Here is a 23380-nt window from a genome sequence, read left to right as displayed (position 1 = left end):
CGTACCGGTGCGGTGTCAGCCCTTGTTCAGCTCCCAGAACCGGAACACGGTCGAGGCGTCGAGGCAGTACTCCAGGCCGTACACGCCGTCCTGGACGACCGCGTACTGCTTGGCCTGCCAGAGCGGGAGGACGGGGATGTCCTCGGCGACGATGTCCTGGATCCGGCCGAACTCCTTGTCGGTGGCGGAGCGGTCGCTCCGGGCGGCCGTGCGCGGGAGGAGCGACTCGGCGATCGGGCCGGCGTCGTAGTTGTTGTCCAGGACGTTGCCCTCGCCGAAGAAGGGGCCGGTGAAGTTGTCGGCGTCCGGGTAGTCGGGGATCCAGCCCTTGACGTAGACGCCGTACTTGCCGGCCGCGATGTCCTTCTCGTACTGGGCGAAGGGGACCGACTCGACGTCGGCGTCGAAGAGTCCGCTGGCGTTGAGCTGTCCGGCGATCGCCTTCAGTTCCTGGTCGGTGGCCGGGCCGTAGCGGGACGGGGTGGACCACAGGGTCAGTTCCACCTTGCCCGTGACGCCCTCCTCCTCCAGTGCCGCTGCGGCCTTGGCCTTGGAGGGGCGGGCGCCGTAGGTGTCGAAGAAGGCGGTGTTGTGGCCGCCGATACCGGCCGGGACGATCGAGTAGAGCGGGCTGGCCGTGCCCTGGTGGACGTCCCGGACGAGGGCGTCACGGTCGATCAGATGGGCGATGGCCCGGCGCACGCCGAGCCTTCCGGCGACCGGGTCGTCCATGTTGAAGACCAGGTGCTGGACCTCGGCGCTGCTGCCCTCGACGATCTCGGGGCCGTCGGTGCCGTCGTCGGCCCGCTCGATGTCGTTGATGGCCTCGGCGGTGAGGCCGCGGTAGGCGATGTCCACCTCGGCGTCCTGTACGGCCTTCTTCAGTGCGTTCTGGTCGCCGTGGAAGAACTCCAGGGTCACGCCGGAGTTCTTGGTCTCGGCGGTGCCCTCGTAGTGCTCGTTGACGGAGAAGACGGCGCGGTCGTTGGTGAACGAGTCCAGCCGGTACGGGCCGGAGCCGACCGCCTCCCCGTCCTCGCGCAGTCCGTCGGCGTCGTACGCGCGGTGGTCGACGATGGCGCCGGCGCCGGACGCGATCTTGCTGGGGAAGGTGGCGTCGGGCGTGTTGAGCTCGAAGACGACCGTCTTCTTGTCGGGGGTGCGGACCTCTTCCAGCGTGGGGAACATGACCGCGGGCCCCTCGGGGTCGTTGATCCTCAGCATGCGGTCGAAGGAGAACTTCACGTCCTTCGAGGTGAGGGGGTCACCGTTGCTGAACTTCAGTCCGTCCCGCAGCGTGCAGCTGTAGACGGTGGTGCCGGCGTCCGCGAAGCCGCAGCTCTCGGCGGCGTCCGGCTGCGGCTCGGTGGCTCCCTTGGGGAAGCTGAGCAGCGACTGGAAGACGTTGTTGAACAACAGCCAGGAGCCGGGGTCGTAGCCGGAGGCGGGGTCGGTGGACAGGACGTCGTCGGACATCCCCACCACGACGTTGGAGCCGTCGGCCCCCGTGTCGCCGCTCTCGGTGCCACAGCCGGTCAACAGGCCGGAGGCCAGCCCCGCCACGATGGGCAGGACTGGCCACGGGTTACGCAGATTCACGTGCTATGCCTTGTCGTTCTTGCTGCCCGGACCGCGCCACCGGTCCGGGTTCGTACGGTTTCGTCACTCGGTGACGCCGCGCGCGAGCTCCCACAGCTGGAGAGTCGAGGAGGAGTTGAGCGCGTAGGCGGTGCCGGTGACGCCGTCGCGTGCGGCGACGTACTGCTTACCCTGCCACAGCGGGATCAGCGGGACCTCGATGGCGACGATGTTCTGGATCTCGCTGAGGCTGTCGGAGGCGGACAGCCGGTCGGCCTGGCGGCGCGACTCCGGGATCAGCTCATTGATGATCTTGCTGTTGGCGTAGGGCGAGCTGAGGAAGTTGTCCTCGCCGAGGAAGGGGGCGGTGAAGGCGTCGGCGTCCGGGTAGTCGGGGAACCAGCCCATGCCGTAGACGTCGTACTTCTCGTTCTGGGCGGCGGTCTTGAACTTGTTCCAGGTCTCGCTCTTGATGTCGGTCTCGAACAGACCGCTGTCGTTGAGCTGCTTGCTCAGCTGCTCGAACTCCGACTTGGCGGCGGGGCCGTAGTGGTCGTGCGTGTAGTGCAGGGTCAGCTTCACCGGGGTGCTGACGCCGGCCGCCTCGAGCAGGTCGCGGGCCTTGGCCTCACTCGGCTCGCCGTACTTGTTGAAGAACGCGTTGGTGTGACCGGTGACGCCGGCGGGGACCAGCGAGAACAGCGGCTCGGCCTGGGAACCGTAGACGTTGCCGACCAGCTCGCTGCGGTTGATGACCTGGGCCATCGCCTGGCGGACGGCCTTGTCCTTCACGGTGGGGGCATCGGTGTTGAACGCCAGGTACCGGATCTCCAGACCGGGCGACTCGACCAGCTCGATCTCGTCGTCGGTGGCGTTGCCGAGCTCCTGGATCTGCTCGGGCGACATGGTGCGGGTCGCCATGTCGATGTCGCCCTTCTTCAGCGCCTCGCCCATGGCCTCGGAACTGTCGTAGGAGACCATCTCGACCTTGTCGTTGTTCACCTCCAGCGCGCCCTTGTAGGAGGAGTTCTTGGTGAAGGTGGCGCTGACCAGCGTGTCGCCCTCGACCTTGCCCTCGAAGGTGTACGGGCCGGAGCCGTCGATCTCGAAGCCCTCGCGCAGCGCGCCCTTGTCGTAGGCGTCCGCGTTGACGATGCCCGCGACCGGGGTGGACAGCTTGTACGGGAAGGTGGCGTCGGCACTCTTGAGGTGGAAGATCACCTCGCGGTCGCCCTGCGTCTCGACGGTGTCGATGATGGACAGCAGCGCGAAGACACCACTGTCGCCCTTGAGGGAGAGGGCGCGCTCGATGGAGAACTTCACGTCCTCCGCGGTGATCGCGTCGCCGTTCGAGAACTTCAGACCGTCGCGCAGGGTGCAGCTGTAGCGCTCGTTGCCGGCGTCGGTGAATCCGCACGACTCGGCGGCCTCGGGCACCGGCTCGCCGTCGCCGCGGGGCTGCACCATCAGGGTCTGCACGGTCTGCCGCAGGATGTTCCAGCTGCCGACGTCATAGGCCCAGGCCGGGTCGAGGGGCGCGGGGCCGTCCTCCTTGGATGCGGTGAACCGGTCCGTGGTGCCCACGACGATCGCTTCGCCGTCTCCGCTCCCGCCCTCGGTGTCGCCGCAGGCGGCGAGCACCGGCGCGAGCAGGCCCATCGCGGCCGCCAGCACCAAAGTCTTGCGGTTCATGCTCGAGTTTCTCCAGGACTGTCGACTCCGTGTATCCGGCACGCAGGGGGTGTTGCAGCGGATCACGGGGATGGGGGCGAGGTTCTCGCGATGACATTAGTCCGCACCCGCAGGAGGGTTCGCGGCCGCCGGAGTTGAGGGCACATCACGCAGTGGAACCGGGTGTGAACGCACCGGTAAAGGCGCCCGGGGAAGGATTGGTGCAGCTTCTCATGAATCGGGACACAAAGGCGCACCGGTGACCCCCGAAATGGTGCGCAAAGCACAGCCGGACATCGTTGTCGACTCCCTTTCACGTGATGAACCTCACATGTGAAAGGGGGCTCGGCGGCACCGGAATTCGGCCACCGGCAAGCGGGGCGAATTCTTTCGGGGGCATCCGGCCGGGCCCGGGAAGCCGGGTGCCGGGAATTCCGGCGGTAACACCGCTGCGCTGGGTGAACGCCTAGCGCATTTCCGTCATCACACCGCGCAGGAATGCCAGGTCCACGACTTCCAGCGAGGGGACGACCGTCCGCCGGACGGCCGGCATGATCGGGCCCACCGACGGCACCGCGACGACCTGGCAGCCCGCCGCCTCGGCGGCGGCCACACCCGTCACGGTGTCCTCGACGACGGCGCACCGGACGGGGTCCACACCGAGCCCGGCGGCGGCCGCGAGATACGGGTCGGGGTGCGGTTTGGTGCGCGGCACCTCGTCGCCGGCGATCGACAGGGCGAAGTGCTGAGGGCCCAGCGTCTTCAGCACCCGGTCGATGATGCGCCGGTGGGAGGCGGAGACGAGCGCCGTGGGGATCTCGTACTCGGACAGCTCGGCGAGCAGCCGCGCGGCGCCCGGCATCAGCGGCAGGGCGTGGTCGATACGGTCCTCGAAGCCGTCGTTGAGCAGCACCGTCAGCTCGGGGAGGCCGATGTCGGCACCGGTGGCCTCGATGAGGAACCCCGCACTGCGGGTCATGGGGCCGCCGACCACGACATGGCGCCAGGAGTCGTCGAGGGTGTGGCCGAGGGAGGCGAAGACCTCGACCTCGACGTCCCACCAGAAGCCCTCGGTGTCCACCAGGGTGCCGTCCATGTCGAGGAAGACGGCCTGCAGGGCCGAGCCCTCGGCCGTCTGGGTTCCTAGCGCGGGGACCGTACTGGTCATCCACGTACCTCCTTCGCAGGGACGACCAGGCCGGTTCCCACGGGGGAACCGGCCTGCGGTGGACCGACAAGTGTACGTCGTGCGGTCCGCGAACGCCCGGTGCGGCCGGTGCGGCCTCAACGGGCGTTGAAGTACTTGGCCTCCGGGTGGTGGATGACGATGGCGTCCGTGGACTGCTCGGGGTGCAGCTGGAACTCCTCGGAGAGCCGCACCCCGATGCGCTCGGGTTCGAGCAGGGCGGCGATCTTGGCGCGGTCCTCCAGGTCGGGGCAGGCGCCGTAGCCGAGGGAGAAGCGGGCGCCCCGGTACTTCAGGGCGAACATGTCCTCCATCGAGGACGGGTCCTCGCCCGCGAAGCCGAGTTCGGAGCGCACGCGCGCGTGCCAGTACTCGGCCAGGGCCTCCGCCAGCTGCACGGAGAGCCCGTGCAGCTCCAGGTAGTCGCGGTAGGCGTTGGCCTCGAACATCCGGGCGGTCTCCTCCCCGATCCTCGATCCGACGGTGACCACCTGCAGGCCGACGACGTCGGTCTCGCCGGACTCCTCGGGGCGGAAGAAGTCCGCCAGGCACAGCCGTCGGCCGCGGCGCTGGCGCGGGAAGGTGAAGCGGGTGCGCTCGTTGCCCTGCTCGTCCAGGATGATCAGGTCGTCGTCCTTGGAGACGCACGGGAAGTAGCCGTAGACCACGGCCGCCTCCAGCAGGTTCTCCGTCTGGAGCCGGTCGAGCAGTCCGCGCAGCCTGGGCCGGCCCTCGGTCTCGGCCAGCTCCTCGTAGGTCGGCCCGTCGCCGGTGCGGGCCTGCTTCAGACCCCACTGGCCCTTGAACAGGGCGCCCTCGTCGAGCCAGCTCGCGTACTCCTTGAGCTGGATGCCCTTGACGACGCGGGTGCCCTTGAAGGGCGGGGTGGGGACCGGGTTGTCGGTGGCGACGTCGGAGCGGACGTGCCCCTCCTCGGGCCGCTCCTCGATCTCCACGGTGGCCGCGCGGACCCGGCGCTGCTTGAGTTCGGGCAGCTTCGCGCCGGGCACTCCGCGCTTGATGCCGATGAGGGCGTCCATCAGGCGCAGGCCCTCGAAGGCGTCGCGGGCGTAGCGGACCTCGCCCTGGTAGATCTCGTGCAGGTCCTGCTCGACGTAGGCGCGGGTGAGGGCGGCGCCGCCGAGGATCACCGGGTAGTCGGCGGCCAGGCCGCGGGTGTTGAGCTCCTCCAGGTTCTCCTTCATGATCACCGTGGACTTCACCAGCAGCCCGGACATGCCGATGACGTCGGCCTTGTGCTCGTCGGCCGCGTCCAGGATCGCGGAGACCGGCTGCTTGATGCCCAGGTTGACGACGTTGTAGCCGTTGTTCGACAGGATGATGTCGACCAGGTTCTTGCCGATGTCGTGCACGTCGCCGCGCACGGTGGCCAGCACGATGGTGCCCTTGCCGGCCTCGTCGGTCTTCTCCATGTGCGGCTCGAGGTGCGCGACGGCCGTCTTCATCACCTCGGCGGACTGGAGCACGAACGGCAGCTGCATCTGACCGGAGCCGAACAGCTCACCGACCACCTTCATGCCGTCCAGGAGGGTGTCGTTGACGATGTCGAGGGCTTTGCGGGCCTGAAGGGCCTCGTCCAGGTCGGCCTCCAGGCCGTTCTTCTCGCCGTCGATGATGCGGCGCTTGAGGCGCTCCTCCAGCGGCAGCGCGGCCAGTTCCTCGGCCTTGCCCGCCTTCAGCGACTTGGCGGTGGCGCCCTCGAAGAGCGCCATGAGCTTCTGCAGCGGGTCGTAGCCCTCCCGGCGCCGGTCGTGGATGAGGTCGAGGGCCGTGGTGACCTCTTCCTCGCTGAACCGGGCGATGGGCAGGATCTTCGACGCGTGCACGATCGCCGAGTCCAGGCCGGCCTTGACGCACTCGTCGAGGAAGACCGAGTTCAGCAGGATGCGGGCGGCCGGGTTGAGGCCGAAGGAGATGTTCGACAGGCCCAGGGTGGTCTGCACCCTGGGGTGGCGCTTCTTCAGCTCGCGGATGCCCTCGATGGTGGCCAGGCCGTCCTTGCGGGACTCCTCCTGGCCGGTGCAGATGGTGAAGGTCAGGCAGTCGACGAGGATGTCCTCCTCCCGGATGCCCCAGTTGCCGGTCAGGTCGTCGATCAGCCGCTCGGCGATCTCGACCTTCTTCTCGGCGGTGCGGGCCTGGCCCTCCTCGTCGATGGTGAGCGCGATCAGGGCGGCGCCGTGCTCCTTGGCGAGCCGGGTGACCTTGGCGAACCGGGACTCGGGGCCTGCGCCGTCCTCGTAGTTCACCGAGTTGATCACCGCGCGGCCGCCGAGCTTCTCAAGACCGGCCCGGATGACGTCGACCTCGGTGGAGTCCAGGACGATCGGCAGGGTGGAGGCGGTGGCGAAACGCCCGGCCAGTTCCTCCATGTCGGCGACGCCGTCACGGCCCACGTAGTCCACGCACAGGTCCAGCATGTGCGCGCCCTCGCGGATCTGCTCGCGCGCCATCTCCACGCAGTTGTCCCAGCGGCCCTCCAGCATGGCCTCGCGGAACTTCTTCGACCCGTTGGCGTTCGTCCGCTCACCGATCGCCAGGTAGGAGGTGTCCTGGCGGAAGGGCACGGCCTGGTAGAGGGAGGCGGCGCCGGGCTCCGGGCGCGGGTCGCGCTCCGCCGGGGCGAGGTCGCGCACCCGCTCCACGAGCTGCCGCAGGTGCTCGGGCGTGGTGCCGCAGCAGCCGCCCACCAGGGACAGGCCGTAGTCGCGGACGAAGTTCTCCTGCGCGTCCGCGAGCTCTCCCGGGGACAGCGGGTAGCGGGCGCCGTCCTTGGTGAGTTCCGGCAGGCCGGCGTTGGGCATGCAGGACAGCCGGATGCGGGAGTGGCGGGCCAGGTGGCGCAGGTGCTCGCTCATCTCGGCCGGGCCGGTGGCGCAGTTCAGGCCGATCATGTCGATGCCCAGCGGCTCCAGTGCGGTGAGCGCGGCGCCGATCTCGGAGCCGAGCAACATGGTGCCGGTGGTCTCGACCGTGACCGACACGATCAGCGGGACCTCGAACCCGGCGGTCTCCATCGCGCGGCGGGCGGCGATCACGGAGGCCTTGGTCTGCAGCAGGTCCTGGGTCGTCTCCACCAGCAGCGCGTCCGCGCCGCCCGCGAGCAGGCCCTCGGCGTTCCGCTGGTAGGCGTCCCGGATGGCGGCGAAGGTGGTGTGACCGAGGGTGGGCAGCTTGGTGCCGGGGCCCATCGAGCCCAGCACCCAGCGGGTGCGGCCGTCCCGCGCGGCGTACTCGTCGGCCGTCTCGCGGGCGATGCGCGCGCCCGCCTCGGACAGCTCGGCGACGCGCTCCGGGATGTCGTACTCGCCGAGGGCGGTGAGGTTGGCGCCGAAGGTGTTCGTCTCGACGCAGTCGACCCCGGCGTCGAAGTACTCGGCGTGGACCGAACGGACGATGTCCGGGCGCGTCAGGTTCAGGATCTCGTTGCAGCCCTCGAGGTTCTGGAAGTCCTCGAGCGTGGGGTCCTGGGCCTGGAGCATGGTGCCCATGGCTCCGTCGGCGACCACCACCCGGGTGGCGAGCGCCTCGCGGAGGGCGGACACACGGGTCCGGCTGTCGGCGGAAGGGGTCTGCGGCAACGAGGCCATGAAAGGGGCTCCCTCTGGGTGCGACGGCTGTCGGCTTTGCGGCTGCCCGGGAATCCCCTCACGGAGCGTCCCCGGCTGGGCGCACCTCGCCAGGGTATCCGGGACCGCTCCCTGATGTTCAGGGCGTCCACGGGGCGGACGATGATGGCCGACAACCGACGTGCGGAGTACGAGTGGCGGAACCGGTCACGACCGACCATTGGCGGGAGGTCGACATCGACCGGTAGTGTTCGACAATGCCGAACGGCGGCAGCGGTACGTCGCGGGTCGACGGCCGAAGGGGACGGAGGCAGTACGGCGATGGCACGGAACATCCAGTCGCTCGAACGGGCGGCGGCGATGCTGCGGCTGCTCGCGGGCGGCGAGCGGCGGCTCGGCCTGTCGGACATCGCCTCGTCGCTGGGCCTCGCCAAGGGCACCGCCCACGGCATCCTGCGCACCCTCCAGCAGGAGGGGTTCGTCGAGCAGGACGACGCCTCCGGGCGCTACCAGCTGGGCGCCGAGCTGCTGCGCCTGGGCACCACCTATCTCGACGTGCACGAGCTGCGGGCGCGCGCCCTGGTGTGGACGGACGACCTGGCCCGCTCCAGCGGCGAGAGCGTCTACCTCGGCGTGCTGCACCAGCAGGGGGTGCTGATCGTGCACCACGTCTTCCGCCCGGACGACAGCCGGCAGGTCCTGGAGATAGGGGCCATGCAGCCGTTGCACTCCACCGCCCTGGGCAAGGTGCTGTCGGCCTACGACCCGGTGGCCCACAGCGAGGCCCTGGAGGCCGACCGCAAGGCCTTCACCGACCGCACGGTGTGCGACCCGGACGGCTTCGAGCACATCCTCGACCTCACCCGCGCGCGCGGCTACGCGGCGGACGTGGAGGAGACCTGGGAGGGGGTCGCCGCCGTCGCCGCCCCCATCCACGACCGGCGGCGCATGCCGGTGGGCGCGGTGGGCATCACGGGGGCGGTGGAGCGGCTGCGCCGGGACGGCGAGCTGCGGCCCGAGCTGATCGCGGCGGTGCGGGACTGCGCCCGCGCGGTGTCGCGGGACCTGGGCGCCGGGCGGTTCTGAGCGGAACACCGAGGAGACCGGGATGCCGTACGGCGTTCCGGTCACAGCCGTGCCCGAGGGCGGACATACGGGGCGCGAGCCGGTGCAACCGCCGCGAAGATCGACGACTCGGGACGATCGATAACGATCGCGTTTTCGCCAACCAAACTCTTGACGCCCGGGGGGTGCCGGGAAAGACTCCCGTCCATCGGTCGGCATTGTCGAACACCTACCGGCAATACGAGTTAGAGTGTGACAACGCCAAGGGCCGGCATCGCTCTCACCCCTGAGGGCGCCAATCCCCGGTGGGACCCGGGGGTCGGCATCCCTGGACGAAGGACAAAGGAGTCGCGGGTGTCCAGCTCCGACATCTTCATCGGCGAGACCATCGGTACCGCCATACTCATCCTGCTCGGCGGCGGCGTCTGCGCCGCCGTGACGCTGAAGGCCTCCAAGGCCCGTAACGCCGGCTGGCTCGCCATCGCCTTCGGGTGGGGCTTCGCCGTCATGACGGCCGTCTACATCGCCGGGCCGCTCTCCGGCGCCCACCTCAACCCGGCCGTCACCGTGGCACTCGCCCTCAAGGACGGCGAGTGGAGCAACGTTCCGGTCTACTTCGCCGGAGAGTTCCTCGGCGCGATGATCGGTGCGGCTCTGGTCTGGGTGGCCTACTACGGCCAGTTCCTGGCCCACCTCACCGACAAGGAGATCGTCGGCGGTCCGGGCGCGCAGACCACCTCCGCCAAGGCGGTCGAGGCGCAGGAGAAGGGCGCGGGCCCGGTGCTCGGCGTCTTCTCCACCGGCCCGGAGATCCGGAACCCGGTGCAGAACCTCGCCACGGAGATCATCGGCACCGTCGTGCTGCTGCTGGCCGTGCTCACCCAGGGCCTGAACGACGCGGGCAACGGCCTCGGCGTGCTGGGCGGCCTGATCACGGCGCTCGTCGTCGTCTCCATCGGCCTGTCGCTGGGCGGCCCGACCGGTTACGCCATCAACCCGGCCCGTGACCTCGGTCCGCGCATCGTGCACGCCCTGCTGCCGCTGCCCAACAAGGGCGGCTCCGACTGGTCCTACGCCTGGGTCCCGGTGGTCGGTCCGCTGATCGGCGGCGCCCTCGCGGCCGGTATCTACAACGTCGCCTTCGCCTAGGTGACCAGGTCGCCGTCAACGGCGAATGTTGTAGAAGCGCCGTACCCACAGCCCCGTAACCAAGGAACTCCCAGGAGCACACAGTGACCGACGCCCACACCGCCGGCCCGTTCATCGCCGCCATCGACCAGGGCACGACCTCCTCCCGCTGCATCGTCTTCGACCGCGACGGGCGCATCGTCTCCGTCGACCAGAAGGAGCACGAGCAGATCTTCCCCAAGCCCGGCTGGGTCGAGCACGACGCCGTCGAGATCTGGACCAACGTCCAGGAGGTCGTCGCCGGGGCCGTCGAGAAGGCCGGCATCACCCGTGACGACATCAAGGCCATCGGCATCACCAACCAGCGCGAGACGACCGTGCTGTGGGACAGGAACACCGGTGAGCCGGTCCACAACGCCATCGTCTGGCAGGACACCCGCACCGACGCCCTCTGCCGCGAGCTCGGCCGCAACGTCGGCCAGGACCGCTTCCGCCGCGAGACCGGCCTTCCCCTCGCCTCCTACTTCGCCGGCCCCAAGGCCCGCTGGCTGCTCGACAACGTCGACGGCCTCAAGGAACGCGCCGAGGCGGGCGACATCCTCTTCGGCACCATGGACACCTGGGTCATCTGGAACCTGACCGGCGGTGTGAACGGCGGCCACCACGTCACCGACGTCACCAACGCGTCCCGCACGATGCTGATGAACCTGCACACGATGCAGTGGGACGAGCGGATCGCCGAGTCCATCGGCGTCCCGCTGGCGATGCTGCCCGAGATCCGCTCCTCCGCCGAGGTCTACGGCGAGATCACCGGCGGCCGGCTGGGCGAGCTGCTCGGCGGCATCCCCGTCGCCTCCGCGCTCGGCGACCAGCAGGCGGCCCTGTTCGGCCAGACCTGCTTCGCCGAGGGCGAGACCAAGTCGACGTACGGCACCGGCACCTTCATGGTGATGAACACCGGCGACAAGATCATCAACTCCTACAGCGGCCTGCTGACCACGGTCGGCTACCGGATCGGCGACCAGAAGCCGGTCTACGCCCTGGAGGGCTCGATCGCCGTCACCGGCTCGCTGGTGCAGTGGATGCGCGACCAGATGGGCCTGATCTCCACCGCCGCCGAGATCGAGACCCTCGCGCTCTCCGTCGAGGACAACGGCGGCGCCTACTTCGTGCCGGCCTTCTCCGGCCTGTTCGCCCCGTACTGGCGCTCCGACGCCCGCGGTGTGATCGCCGGACTGACCCGGTACGTCACCAAGGCGCACCTCGCGCGCGCCGTGCTGGAGGCCACCGCCTGGCAGACGCGGGAGATCGCGGACGCCATGACGAAGGACTCCGGCGTGGAGCTGACCGCCCTCAAGGTCGACGGCGGCATGACCTCCAACAACCTGCTGATGCAGACGCTCTCGGACTTCCTCGACGCCCCCGTGGTGCGCCCGATGGTCGCCGAGACCACCTGCCTCGGCGCCGCCTACGCCGCCGGCCTCGCCGTCGGCTTCTGGAACAGCACCGACGACCTGCGCGCCAACTGGCGGCGGGCCGCCGAGTGGACCCCCCGCATGGACGCGGAGACCCGCGACCGTGAGTACAAGAGCTGGCTCAAGGCCGTCGAGCGGACCATGGGCTGGCTCGAGGACGAGGAGTAAGAAACCGCCATGACCACCCAGTCCACCCTGCAGTCCGTGCCTGCCCTGGGGACGCACCCGGCGTCCGGCTCGAACCCGAGCCGCGCCGAGACCCGGGAGCAGCTCTCCAAGGCGTCGTACGACCTTCTCGTGATCGGCGGCGGCATCCTGGGCATCTCCACCGCCTGGCACGCCGCGCAGTCCGGCCTCAGGGTGGCCCTGGTGGACGCCGGTGACTTCGCCGGCGCCACCTCCTCCGCCTCCTCCAAGCTGCTCCACGGCGGTCTGCGCTACCTGCAGACCGGCGCGGTGAAGCTGGTGGCGGAGAACCACTTCGAGCGCCGTGCGGTCTCCCGCCAGGTGGCCCCCCACCTGGCGAACCCGCTCACGTTCTACCTCCCCGTGTACAAGGGCGGGCCGCACGGCGCGGCGAAGCTCGGCGCCGGCGTCTTCGCCTACTCGGCGCTCTCCGCCTTCGGCGACGGCGTCGGCCACCTGCTCTCCCCCGCCAAGGCCGCGCAGGACGTGCCGGAGCTGCGCACCGACAACCTCAAGGCCGTGGCCGTGTACGGCGACGACCAGATGAACGACGCGCGCATGGCGCTGATGACGGTCCGCGCGGCGGCCGAGTCCGGCGCGGTCGTCCTCAACCACGCCGAGGTGACGGGCCTGCGCTTCACCCGGGGCCGGGTCACCGGTGCCGAGCTGCGCGACCGGCTCTCGGGCGACGAGTTCGGCGTGAACGCCCGCCTCGTGCTCAACGCCACCGGCCCGTGGGTCGACCACCTGCGCCGCATGGAGGACCCGGACGCCGCGCCGTCCATCCGGCTGTCGAAGGGCGCGCACCTGGTCCTGAAGCGGACCTCCCCGTGGAAGGCCGCGCTGGCCACCCCCATCGACAAGTACCGGATCACCTTCGCCCTCCCCTGGGAGGACATGCTGCTGCTCGGCACCACCGACGAGGAGTTCGAGGGCGACCCGGCGGACGTCGCGGTCACGGAGAAGGACACCGCGCAGATACTCGACGAGGCCGCGTTCTCCATCCGCGACCAGCAGCTCGACCGTGACCTGATCACGTACGCCTTCGCCGGGCTGCGGGTGCTGCCGGGCGGCCCCGGGGACACGGCCAAGGCCAAGCGGGAGACCGTCGTCACCGAGGGCCGGGGCGGGATGCTGTCCGTCGCGGGCGGCAAGTGGACCACCTTCCGCCACATCGGCCGTACGGTGATGCGCAAGCTCCAGGAACTGCCGGGTCACCCGCTGGGCGAGGACTTCGAGCCGATCGCCTCGCTGCCGAAGAAGCTGCCGCTGCCGGGCGTGGCCAACCCCCGCGCGGTGGCCCACCGGCTGCTGGTCGACGGCCCGGCGCCCGGCCCGCGCATGGCGGCGGACACCGCCAGGCACCTGGCCACCCACTACGGTTCGCTGGCCTTCGACATCGCCCGCCTGGCCAACGACGACCCGGCGCTCGCCCGGCGCGTCCACCCGGACGCCCCGGAGATCTGGGCGCAGGTCGTCTGGGCCCGCGACCACGAGTGGGCCGAGACCGCGGACGACGTGCTGCGCCGCCGCACCACCCTGACGATCCGCGGCCTGGCCACGGACGAGGTCCGCGCCGACGTCCAGTCCCTGCTCGACAAGAAGTAACCCGCGGTCCCCCGGCTCCCCCGCACGGGGGCCGGCACACGGGTCAGGGGCGGCTCCACACCGACGGAGCCGCCCCTGACCCGTACATAATGGGCCGGATACATCGGAGGTCTGGTCCGCAGGGAGGCGCGGTATGGCAGTGACCGACGAGGCGATCGAGAAGATCAAGGGAATGATCGTCTCGGGCGCGCTGCGTCCCGGCGCCCGGCTGCCCAAGGAGAGCGAGCTCGCGGCCGAGCTGGGGCTGTCCCGCAACTCGCTGCGCGAGGCGGTGCGCGCCCTGTCGCTGATCCGCATCCTGGACGTACGGCAGGGCGACGGCACCTACGTCACCAGTCTCGACCCGCAACTCCTGCTGGAGGCGCTGAGTTTCGTCGTCGACTTCCACCGCGACGACACGGTCCTGGAGTTCCTCGCCGTGCGCCGCATCCTGGAGCCGGCCGCGACGGCCCTCGCGGCCGGCCGGATCGGCGAGGAGCAACTGGACGCGCTGTCGGAGCAGTTGGACAAGCTCGGTGACGAGCCGTCGGTGGAGGACCTGGTCGCCGCCGACCTGGAGTTCCACCGGGGCATCGTGCGCGGCTCCGGCAACTCCGTGCTGTGCTCCCTGCTCGACGGCCTGTCCGGCCCCACCACCCGGGCCCGGATCTGGCGCGGGCTCACCCAGGAGGACGCGGTCGGCCGCACCCTGCGCGAACACCGGGCCATCCTCGCCGCCCTGCGGGACCGGGACGCGGAGGCGGCGCGGTCCTGGGCGACGGTGCACATCGCGAGCGTGGAGCAGTGGCTGCGGTCCACACTGTGAACGTCTCCTTCCGCCCCGGGGCCCCCGGACCGCCGAAGGGTGTTTCCCGGTGCCCGACGGGGCAGTGATGGGGGCACTCCCCCGGTGAGGGGGCTGCGGGCGCCCCGTGAGCACGCCGTAAGGTTGGGGCGTACGCGAGGGCACGTCGGAAGGAGGCGCTGGGTGATCGAGCTCGAGGGGGTTCCCGAGCTGGTCGACCCGGTCATGGTGGCCGCGTTCGAGGGCTGGAACGATGCCGGTGACGCCGCCTCCGCCGCGGTCGCGCACCTGGACAGGGAGTGGAAGGGCGAGGTGTTCGCGGCACTGGACGCCGAGGACTACTACGACTTCCAGGTGAACCGCCCCACGGTGTTCATGGAGGACGGCGTCCGCAAGATCACCTGGCCGACGACGCGGTTGTCGGTGGTCCGGGTCGGCGGCGAGAAGCCTCGCGACCTGGTGCTGGTCCGCGGCATCGAACCGTCCATGCGGTGGCGTTCGTTCTGCAACGAGATCCTCGGCTTCGCGCACGAACTCGGCGTGGAGCTGGTGGTCGTGCTGGGCGCGCTGCTCGGTGACACCCCGCACACCCGCCCGGTCCCGATCAGCGGGACCACGTCCGACCCGGACCTGGCCCGCCGCATGGACCTGGAGGAGACCAAGTACGAGGGCCCCACGGGCATCGTCGGCATCCTCCAGGAGGCGTGCACGCACGCGGGCGTGCCCGCGGTGTCGCTGTGGGCGGCGGTCCCGCACTACGTCTCGCAACCGCCCAACCCGAAGGCCACGCTGGCCCTCCTCAACCGCCTGGAGGACCTGATCGACGTGCGGATCCCGCTGGGCGAGCTGCCCGAGGACGCGCGTGCCTGGCAGGTGGGTGTGGACCAACTGGCCGCGGAGGACAGCGAGGTGGCCGAGTACGTCCAGACGCTGGAGGAGGCCCGGGACACCGCCGAGCTGCCGGAGGCGTCGGGCGAGGCGATCGCCCGCGAGTTCGAGCGCTACCTGCGGCGCCGTGACGGGGCGTCGGGTCCGCCCGGCGGGCACGCCACGGCCGACGGCTCGGACGGTACGTCGTACCGGCGGGAGGGCCCGGGCGGGCGCACCCGCCCGCCGAGGCCGCCGAAGCCGGAGACGGACTCCGACCCGGGCTCGGGTCCGGACTCGGGCTCGGGTCCGGACTCGGGCGGCGATGATTCGTCGGAGGACTGAACACGTCGGGGCGCCCCGTTTCTGAACGGGGCGCCCCTTCGTCGTGTCCGGTTACAGCGCCACGCCGAGCAGTGCGTCCACCGCGCGGGAGACGACGCCGGGCGCGCCGGTGTCCGTGCCGCCGCTCTCCTCCTGGAGCACGGTCCAGCGGTCGACGGCGGCCAGCGCGGCCGGGGCGTCCAGATCGTTGGCGAGCGCCTCGCGGATCTCCTCGACCAGCGCCTCGGCGGGCGGGCCGTCGGGGCGGGAGACCGCGGCACGCCAGTGGTCGAGGCGGGTCACGGCGTCCTGGAGGACCTGGTCGGTCCACTCCCAGTCGGCGCGGTAGTGGTGGGCGAGCAGCGCCAGCCGGATCGCCGCCGGGTCCACGCCGTCGCGCCGCAGCGCGGACACGAAGACCAGGTTGCCCTTGGACTTGGACATCTTCTCGCCGTGCAGGGCGACCATGCCGGCGTGGACGTACGCCTTCGCCATGGGGAACTCGCCGGTGAGCGCCTGGGCGTGCGAGGCGCCCATCTCGTGGTGCGGGAAGACCAGGTCGGAGCCGCCGCCCTGGACGTCGAAGCCCATGCCGAGGTGGTCGAGGGCGATGGCCACGCACTCGATGTGCCAGCCGGGGCGGCCCCGGCCGAGGGAGCCGCCGTCCCAGCTCGGCTCACCCTCGCGGGCGGCCATCCAGAGCATCGGGTCGACGGGGTTCTTCTTGCCCGGACGGTCCGGGTCGCCGCCGCGTTCGGCGGACAGCAGCCGCATGGCGGCGGCGTCGAGGTTCGAGACCTGGCCGAAGTGCGGGTCGGACTCGACGGAGAAGTAGACGTCGCCGTCGATCTCGTAGGTCGCACCGAGGGCGCGCAGCCGTTCGACCAGGGGGACGATGCCGGGTATCGCCTCCACGGCGCCTATGTACTGGCGCGGGGGCAGCATCCGCAGGGCCGTCATGTCCTCGCGGAACAGCGCGGTCTCGCGCTCGGCGAGCTCGGCCCAGTCGAGGCCGTCCCGCTCGGCCCGCTCCAGCAGCGGGTCGTCGACGTCGGTGACGTTCTGGACGTAGTGAACCTGCCGCTTGGTGTCGAGCCACACGCGCTGCACGAGGTCGAACGCGTTGTAGGTCGCCGCGTGTCCGATGTGGGTGGCGTCGTAGGGGGTGATGCCGCAGACGTAGATGCGGGCGACGGGACCGGGGGCGGAGGTGATCAGGCCTCCGGTCGCGGTGTCGTGGATCCTCAGGTCGCGGCCCTGACCGGGCAGGGCGGGGACCTCGGAAGCGGGCCAGGCATGCATGTCATGAGCCTAACCGGACCGCGGTTCGGAAAACGAACGGGAGCAGGCCGGATGACCGGGAAGGCGCTCTTGCGCCGCACCGTCCGGTGTGCTGCCGGTCCCGTTCCGGACGGGCCGCCGGTCCCGTTCCGGACGGGCCGCCGGTCCCGTTCCGGACGGGCCGCCGGTCCCGTTCCGGACGGGCCGCCGGTCCCGCTTCGGGCGGTCCGCCGGTCCCGTTCCGGACGGTCCACCGTCCCGTTCCGGGCTGTCCGCCGTCCCGTTCAGACCGGGGGCCAGGGGATGGCCGGCCAGTCGCCGCCCGGCTGCGGGTGGGTGCCGGTGGTGAGGAGGGTCTCGACGCGTGCGCGGGTGGCGTCGATCTCCGCGCGGGTGATGAGGGGGGTCAGGGCGGCGGTGAGGGCGCCGGTGCCGGTGAGGGCCGTTCTGAGGCCCTCGAGGACGTCCAGCGCCTCCGCGGTCAGGGGCTCACCCGCCCAGCCCCACAGCAGGGTGCGGAGCTTGTCCTCGGCGTTGAAGGTGACCCCGTGGTCGATGCCGTACAGCGTGCCCTCCGCGGTGGGCAGCAGGTGCCCGCCCTTGCGGTCGGCGTTGTTGATCACCGCGTCGAGGACCGCGAGCCGGCGCAGCCGCTCGTCGTCGGCGTGCACGAGCAGCGCGGTGCGGCCCTCACCGACCTCGGCGAAGCCGACCGCCTTCCAGCCCGGCTCCGGTTCCTCGCCGTCGACCAGGGCGAGGAGTTCGGCGCCGGGCGCCGTCTCGATCCACAGCTGGCACATGCCCTCGCCGTAGGGGCCGTCGCGGAGCACGGTCGGCGGGACGAGGCCCCAGCCGGTCGCCTCGGAGACCGCGTACGCGGCGACCTCGCGCCCGGCGAGCGTGCCGTCGGGGAAGTCCCACAGGGGCCGCTCCCCGGCGACCGGTTTGTAGACGCAGGCGGCCTCGCGTCCCTCGTGGGTGACGGTGCAGTACAGCGCCGCGTTCGACGCCTCGCGGATGCGCCCGCGCACGGTCAGCTCACCCTCGGCGAGCACCGCCGCGGCGGCCGGGTCGGCGGCCGTCACGCTCCGCGGCGGTATCCGTTCTGGCGCGGACATACGTGTCCTTCCGGGTCGAGCGGGAGGCTGCACAGCGGGCACGGCGGCCGCCCGGCGTTGACGACGTCGAGGGCGCGCTTGGCGAAGGCCCGGGCCTGCGCGCCGGTGAGCCGGACGCGGAGCATCGGGGGCCCGTTCTCCTCGTCCTGGAGCAGCCGCTCCTCGGCCTCGGCGAGGTCCTCCTCGGAGTCGGCGTCCAGTTCGACGAGCGCCTGCGCCTCGACGATCATGCGCTGCTCCTCGCCGTCCCAGGCGAGCGCCATGGTGCCGACGCGGAACTCCTCCTCCACGGGGGTGTACAGCGGGGCGCTGTCGGTGATCTCGGCCGGCGTCATCGCGGGCACCGCCGCGCTGCCGCCGCTGCGTCGCACGACCTCATCGAGCAGTTCGTCCATCCGCTCGGCGAGCGCCGCGACCTGGGTCTTCTCCAGAGCCACGCTGGTCACCCGGGAGCCGGCGGAGGCCTGGAGGAAGAACGTACGGCGCCCTGGCAGCCCGACCGTACCGGCCACGAAACGTTCCGGTTGGTCGTAGAGGAACACCTGACGGGACACGTCCTGTCTCCATTGAGAGTCGTGGTGGGCGGTGAGGGGGACGGGCGGCTGGTCGAAACGGGGACGCACTGCTGCGACCGCTTCACCCTACTGCGCCCGACGATCACGGTGCGCCCGCGTCGCCCCCGACCGTGGCGTCGTCGGCCGGCGGTTCCTCGCGCGGCGCCAGGGACGCGAGGTCGCCGGTGTCGCCGAGGCGGACGAGAAAAGGACGCAGCCGTGTGTAACGGATCGCGGTGATGGAACACGGTTCAACGGAAATCCGCTGGAAGAGGTCGAGATGAAGTCCGAGTGCGTCCGCGACGAGAGACTTGATGATGTCGCCGTGCGAGCACATGAGGTACACGGCGTCGGCGCCGTGATCGCGCTCCACGCGCGCGTTCCACTCGCGCACCGCCTCGGCGGCGCGCGTCTGCATCGCGCGCATGGACTCCCCGCCGGGGAAGGCCGCCGCCGACGGGTGCGCCTGCACCACCTCCATCAGGGGCTCGTCCTTGAGTTCGGCGAGTTTGCGGCCCGACCAGTCGCCGTAGTGGCACTCGCCGATGCGGTCGTCGGTGTGCGGGGTGAGGCCGGGACGGGCGTCCAGCAGCGGCCGGAGGGTCTCCCGGCAGCGCTGGAGCGGGCTGGTGACGATCTCGGCCAGCGGCAGCTCGGCGAGCCGTCCGGGCAGTGCGGCGGCCTGGGCGGCGCCGCGGTCGTCGAGGGCGACGCCGGGCGTCCACCCGGCGAGCAGTCCCTCGGTGTTGGCGGTGGAACGTCCGTGCCGGACCAGGAGCAGCGTGGGCATGCGGCCCAGGGTAGGCGCACCCGCGGGTGCGGTGTCCGTGAGAGGAAGGGAGAAGACGCTTCGTGATCGTCGACTGTGCCATCTACCGGGAGGGGCATCGGTCGGAGGGGCCCCACGACTTCTCCGACGCGCTGGACGAGGCGCGGTCGGCCGGGGGGTTCGTCTGGATCGGGCTGCACGAGCCGACGGCGGACGAGTTCGACCTGGTCGCGCAGGAGTTCAGCCTGCACCCGCTGGCGGTCGAGGACGCCCTCAAGGCCCATCAGCGGCCCAAGCTGGAGGTGTACGACGACTCGCTCTTCGTGGTGCTGAAACCGGTCGGGTACGAGCCGCGGAGCGACACCGTCTCCTCCGGTGAGGTCATGATCTTCCTCGGTGACTCCTTCGCCGTGACCGTACGGCACGGGGAGGACGCGCCGCTCCGGGCCGTGCGGCGGCGGCTCGAGCGGGAGCCCGAACTGCTGGGCGAGGGGCCCACCTCGGTGCTGTACGCGGTCGCCGACGCCGTCGTCGACCACTACCTGGACGTGGCGACCGAACTGCAGACCGACCTGGAGGAGCTGGAGACGGAGGTCTTCAGCCCCGACAGCGGGGGTTCGCGGTACACCGCGTCCAAGATCTACAACTTCAAGCGGCAGATCCTGGAGTTCCGCCGCGCGACCGGGCCGCTGGCGCTGCCGATGACGCGACTGGCCGGGGTCGGCACGTACGGGGGGAAGGTGCCGTTCGTGGAGGACCGGATGCGGCCCTTCTTCCGTGACGTGCACGACCACCTCACCCGGGTGAACGAGTCCGTGGAGGGGCTGGACCGGCTGGTCTCGGACATCCTCTCGGCGCATCTGGCGCAGATGAGCGTGCGGCAGAACGACGACATGCGGAAGATCTCCGCGTGGGCGGCCATGGCCGCGGTCCCCACGATGCTCGCGGGGGTCTACGGGATGAACTTCGAGCACATGCCGGAGCTGCGGTGGGAGTGGTCGTATCCGGTGGTGATCCTGGTGATGGTGGGGCTGGAGGTGCTGCTGTTCCGCCTGTTCAAGCGGCGGGGGTGGATGTGAGGGGTTGCGCCGGTCTCCGGTGTCCGGTCACGCGGACTCCGGTTCCGGGTTCGCCGGCCTGATGCCCGTGCACGGTCACGCGAACTCCGGTTCCGGGTTCGCCGGGCCGCCGAGCGCGTCGCGGCGGTCGGGCGTCCTGAGGGAGACCATGCGGCGCCAGCCGCCCAGGCGTTCGTACGCGTACACCGCGTGGATGCCTGCCGCGAGGACCGCCGCCTTGGGTGCGGGCCAGCCGAGGATGCGGCCCATGTGGGCCATCACCGCCAGGCTGACGTCCCGGTAGACGCGGATCTCCGCGAGCGCGCACTCGCGCAGGGTGCGCTGGATGGCGCGGCCGTGTCCGGCGTACGCGAAGCGCAGCAGTTCCTCGTGACAGTAGGCGAGGTGGTTGTCCTCGTCGTCGGAGATCATCCTGACCGCGCGGCCGAGGTCGGGGTGGTCGGAGAAGTGCTTGCGCAGCAGGTCCATCTGCTCGGAGGCGCGTTGTTCGGTGACCCTGCTGTGGGCGAGGTAGGTGACGATGTCCTGGACGGTGAGCGGCTCGTCGCGCTTCAGTCGGCCGTGGGCCAGGCCGATGCCGTTGTTCTCGAGGAGCATCGTGTAGTCGGTCTCCGGGGGGACCGGGACGGGCTTGAGGCCGCGCTTCTTCATCAGGGCGTTGAAGATGCGGCCGTGCTTGTCCTCGTCGGCGCCGTGCCTGGTGATCTTGGGGGCGAGTGCGCGCTGGGTCTCGGGTACCAGCGCGGCGATACGGGCGTTCTCCCAGCCGCCCTGGGACTCGCCGCTCGCGGCGATGGAGCAGAACAGGGCGAAGGACTCGTCGTTGTCGAGGATCTCCTGGAACAGACTCTTGGCCGAAAGCATGGTGGGCCACCTCTCCGCAGGCTTCCGCTCTCCGCGGGCTTTCCGCTCTCCGCTGGCTTCCGCGGCTCCGAAGTTCCGCAAAGGACGAGTCAAGTGCGCGGGGCGGGTGGCGGCAACAGGTATGCCCGGCAACTCCGCCGAAAGGAGTACGGGAGAGGGGCGCGGGAGCGTAACCGGGTGGGTCGGCGGGCGTTGTGGTGGGTGACGGACGTCACGGCCGTGGCGGGGCGGCCCCCGAGCCCCCGCCACGGCCGTGAGGTCTACGCGAGACCCGCGCGTTCCAGGGCTTCGGTGCCGGCGCGGAGCGATGCGAGGCGCTCGTCGAGCGTGAAGCCGGCCGGGGCGAGGGTGAGGGTGGTGACTCCGGCGGCGGCGTAGGCCTTCATCCGGTCGGCGATGCGGTCGACGGAGCCGAGGAGGGTGGTCTTGTCGATCAGGTCGTGCGGGACGGCGGCGGCAGCGCCCTGCTTGTCGCCGGTGAGGTACTTGTCCTGGATCTCGGCGGCCTCGCGTTCGTAGCCCATGCGGCGGGCGAGCTGGTTGTAGAAGTTCTGCTTGCGGCTGCCCATGCCGCCGACGTACAGCGCGGTGTAGGGGCGGAAGGTGTCGGCGAGGGTGGTGACGTCCTTGTCGTCGCCGACGGCGAGGGGGACGGTGGGGCAGATGTCGAAGCCGTCGAGGGTCTTGCCGACCTTCTCGCGGCCCGCGCGGAGGTGCTGGACGGCGGTGTCCTCGAGATGGTCGGCGGAGGGGAAGATCAGCAGGGCGCCGTCGGCGATCTCACCGGTCTGTTCGAGGTTCTTCGGGCCGATGGCGGCGATGTAGAGGGGGATGTGCTCGCGCTGGGGGTGCACGGTGAGCTTGATGGGCTTGCCGGGGCCGCCGGGGAGGGGAAGGGTCCAGTGTTCGCCGTCGTGGGTGAGGCGTTCGCGGGTCATGGCCTTGCGGATGATCTCGACGTACTCGCGGGTGCGGGCGAGCGGCTTGTCGAACTTGACGCCGTACCAGCCCTCGGAGACCTGGGGGCCGGAGACGCCGAGGCCGAGGCGGAAGCGGCCCTGGGAGAGGGAGTCCAGGGTGGCGGCGGTCATCGCCGTCATGGCCGGCTGACGGGCCGGGATCTGGAAGATGGCCGAGCCCACGTCGATGCGGTGGGTCTGGGCGGCGACCCAGGTGAGGACGGTGGCGGCGTCGGAACCGTAGGCCTCCGCGGCCCAGCAGACGGCGTATCCGAGACGGTCTGCCTCCTGGGCCACGGCGAGGTTGTCCGCGTCCATTCCGGCACCCCAGTAGCCGAGGTTGATCCCTAGCTGCATGGCGGCTCTCCCCTTACCGATGAGTAACGTCGCTTGTGCGGAGACCTTATACCTCCTCCGGTGGTCGGGTGGGATGCCTGCGGCGCCGGTGCGGCTTCCGTGGGGGCGGGCGTGGCGCCTGCGGTGAGCGGGTCGGGGCCGTGCGCGGGCACCCGTGCCGCAGGGCGGCACGGGTGGGCGGTGGGGGTACCTCCCGCTCGAGCGAAGCCGAGAGTGGGGGAGGCACCCCGAAAGCGCCGGGCCGCGCGCACACCCCCGGCCCGCACCGACGCCGGGCACCGCGCAACACGCCGGGCCGCGCGGACCCGCCCTCGGCCCGCACCGGCCCGGAGCGACCGGTCGCCCCTCGGGAAATCCGTTGTCCACAGGCCACCACACAAAAGGCTCTGGCCAGTAATCTCGGCGTTCATGGAGCAGAGGCATCTCGGCCGTACCGGCCTGCGCGTGTCCCGGATCGGGCTCGGGACTCTGACCTGGGGTCGGGACACCGACGAGCACGACGCCGCGGACCTCTTGAAGACGTTCTGGGAAGCCGGCGGGACCCTCGTCGACACCGCCGACGTGTACGGCGACGGGGAGTCCGAGTACCTGCTCGGGAAGCTGCGGGCATTTGCGGTCGGTCAGGGCATTGACCTGCGTCAATGGGTGATCTGCGCCCTCGTCGGCGGGGTCGGTTTCACTGTGATACCCCGCTGTTCCCTGCTCGATCTGGTGCGGTTGTGGTGCGGTAGGTCACGGGTCACTCCTCTGACATTTCCTCCAGCAACTTGCGTAGCTGGATACTCCTCTTCAGAGGTTCCGTGAATACTTCGGGCCGCTGCTGTGCCAGGGTTTCGCGGATCTCGACGGCGTGGGTGATGGCGGTCAGGGCTTCCTCGTGCCGTCCCAGGGCCGCCAGACGGTTGGACTGGTTGTTCAGTGACATGGCGAGGTCGGG

18 protein-coding genes and 1 pseudogene are annotated in these 23380 nt (G+C 70.7%); 8 read left to right on the top strand and 11 right to left on the bottom strand.

All coding sequences use genetic code 11. From position 1 onward, the window contains the following. Positions 1–15 precede the first annotated feature (15 nt). The 4 genes from AB0A94_RS25985 to metH form a co-directional block, all read right to left on the bottom strand. Entirely contained in the window at positions 16–1599 is a 1584-nt protein-coding gene (locus AB0A94_RS25985) for an ABC transporter substrate-binding protein (RefSeq protein ID WP_361748092.1), read from the bottom strand. 63 nt (positions 1600–1662) lie between these two features. Further along, complete coding sequence (locus AB0A94_RS25980) at positions 1663–3270, bottom strand: ABC transporter substrate-binding protein (protein ID WP_361748089.1); 1608 nt, start codon at positions 3268–3270, stop codon at positions 1663–1665. Between the two features lie 445 nt (positions 3271–3715). After that, positions 3716–4417, bottom strand: a complete 702-nt coding sequence (locus AB0A94_RS25975; RefSeq protein ID WP_361748087.1) for an HAD family phosphatase — start codon at positions 4415–4417, stop codon at positions 3716–3718. Positions 4418–4533: 116 nt separating this feature from the next. Further along, a complete protein-coding gene (metH, locus tag AB0A94_RS25970) occupies positions 4534–8046 on the bottom strand; it encodes a methionine synthase (RefSeq protein WP_361748085.1) in 3513 nt (1170 codons plus the stop codon). A gap of 300 nt (positions 8047–8346) precedes the next feature. Here metH and AB0A94_RS25965 point away from each other — a divergent pair, with 300 nt between their 5' ends. The 6 genes from AB0A94_RS25965 to AB0A94_RS25940 all read left to right on the top strand — a co-directional run bounded on the left by AB0A94_RS25965 (position 8347) and on the right by AB0A94_RS25940 (position 15483). Next, positions 8347–9111, top strand: a complete 765-nt coding sequence (locus AB0A94_RS25965; RefSeq protein WP_361748083.1) for an IclR family transcriptional regulator — start codon at positions 8347–8349, stop codon at positions 9109–9111. Positions 9112–9444: 333 nt separating this feature from the next. Further along, positions 9445–10239, top strand: coding sequence for an MIP/aquaporin family protein (locus AB0A94_RS25960; protein ID WP_361748081.1), 795 nt, complete (start codon positions 9445–9447; stop codon positions 10237–10239). Between the two features lie 83 nt (positions 10240–10322). Beyond that, positions 10323–11861, top strand: coding sequence for a glycerol kinase GlpK (gene glpK, locus AB0A94_RS25955; RefSeq protein ID WP_361748079.1), 1539 nt, complete (start codon positions 10323–10325; stop codon positions 11859–11861). Between the two features lie 9 nt (positions 11862–11870). Beyond that, positions 11871–13487: a glycerol-3-phosphate dehydrogenase/oxidase gene (locus AB0A94_RS25950; RefSeq protein WP_361748077.1), complete on the top strand. Its 1617-nt coding sequence runs from the start codon at positions 11871–11873 to the stop codon at positions 13485–13487. Between the two features lie 133 nt (positions 13488–13620). Further along, positions 13621–14292 carry a FadR/GntR family transcriptional regulator gene (locus AB0A94_RS25945; protein ID WP_361748075.1) on the top strand — a complete coding sequence of 224 codons (672 nt, stop codon included), beginning with the start codon at positions 13621–13623 and terminating at the stop codon, positions 14290–14292. Between the two features lie 162 nt (positions 14293–14454). After that, positions 14455–15483: a PAC2 family protein gene (locus tag AB0A94_RS25940; protein WP_361748073.1), complete on the top strand. Its 1029-nt coding sequence runs from the start codon at positions 14455–14457 to the stop codon at positions 15481–15483. A 51-nt stretch (positions 15484–15534) separates the two neighbouring features. Here the strand turns inward: AB0A94_RS25940 and mshC are convergent, their stop codons facing one another. The 4 genes from mshC to AB0A94_RS25920 form a co-directional block, all read right to left on the bottom strand. After that, the gene (gene mshC / locus AB0A94_RS25935; RefSeq protein ID WP_361748071.1) at positions 15535–16764 is read right to left on the bottom strand and encodes a cysteine--1-D-myo-inosityl 2-amino-2-deoxy-alpha-D-glucopyranoside ligase; all 1230 of its coding nucleotides are present in this window, start codon (positions 16762–16764) and stop codon (positions 15535–15537) included. Positions 16765–17027: 263 nt separating this feature from the next. Continuing rightward, on the bottom strand, positions 17028–17861 hold the full coding sequence (locus AB0A94_RS25930; RefSeq protein WP_361748069.1) for an SCO1664 family protein: 834 nt from the start codon (positions 17859–17861) through the stop codon (positions 17028–17030). Further along, positions 17825–18415 (bottom strand): DUF3090 domain-containing protein, encoded by a 591-nt coding sequence (locus AB0A94_RS25925; protein ID WP_361748067.1) that lies wholly within the window; start codon positions 18413–18415, stop codon positions 17825–17827. The genes AB0A94_RS25930 and AB0A94_RS25925 overlap by 37 nt, the downstream gene beginning before the upstream one ends. A 103-nt stretch (positions 18416–18518) precedes the next feature. After that, the gene (locus AB0A94_RS25920) at positions 18519–19205 is read right to left on the bottom strand and encodes a histidine phosphatase family protein (protein WP_217130316.1); all 687 of its coding nucleotides are present in this window, start codon (positions 19203–19205) and stop codon (positions 18519–18521) included. Positions 19206–19267: 62 nt separating this feature from the next. Here AB0A94_RS25920 and corA point away from each other — a divergent pair, with 62 nt between their 5' ends. Continuing rightward, on the top strand, positions 19268–20263 hold the full coding sequence (gene corA / locus AB0A94_RS25915; protein WP_361748065.1) for a magnesium/cobalt transporter CorA: 996 nt from the start codon (positions 19268–19270) through the stop codon (positions 20261–20263). Positions 20264–20338: 75 nt separating this feature from the next. Here the strand turns inward: corA and AB0A94_RS25910 are convergent, their stop codons facing one another. Then, the gene (locus AB0A94_RS25910; protein ID WP_361748063.1) at positions 20339–21127 is read right to left on the bottom strand and encodes a ferritin-like domain-containing protein; all 789 of its coding nucleotides are present in this window, start codon (positions 21125–21127) and stop codon (positions 20339–20341) included. A 260-nt stretch (positions 21128–21387) separates the two neighbouring features. After that, entirely contained in the window at positions 21388–22443 is a 1056-nt protein-coding gene (locus AB0A94_RS25905; protein ID WP_361748061.1) for an LLM class F420-dependent oxidoreductase, read from the bottom strand. A gap of 408 nt (positions 22444–22851) precedes the next feature. Between AB0A94_RS25905 and AB0A94_RS25900 the strand changes: the two are divergent. Next, positions 22852–23046: pseudogene (locus AB0A94_RS25900) on the top strand (aldo/keto reductase); the annotation flags it as partial. 136 nt (positions 23047–23182) lie between these two features. Here AB0A94_RS25900 and AB0A94_RS25895 read toward each other — a convergent pair. Beyond that, on the bottom strand, positions 23183–23380 hold a 198-nt coding region (locus AB0A94_RS25895; RefSeq protein ID WP_361748059.1), incomplete at its 5' end, for a hypothetical protein.

This window comes from Streptomyces sp. NPDC044984 (genome assembly GCF_040646935.1).
Lineage (GTDB): Bacteria > Actinomycetota > Actinomycetes > Streptomycetales > Streptomycetaceae > Streptomyces.
Note: the sequence above shows the minus strand (reverse complement) of the source record. Positions and strands in the feature narration are given on the sequence as shown.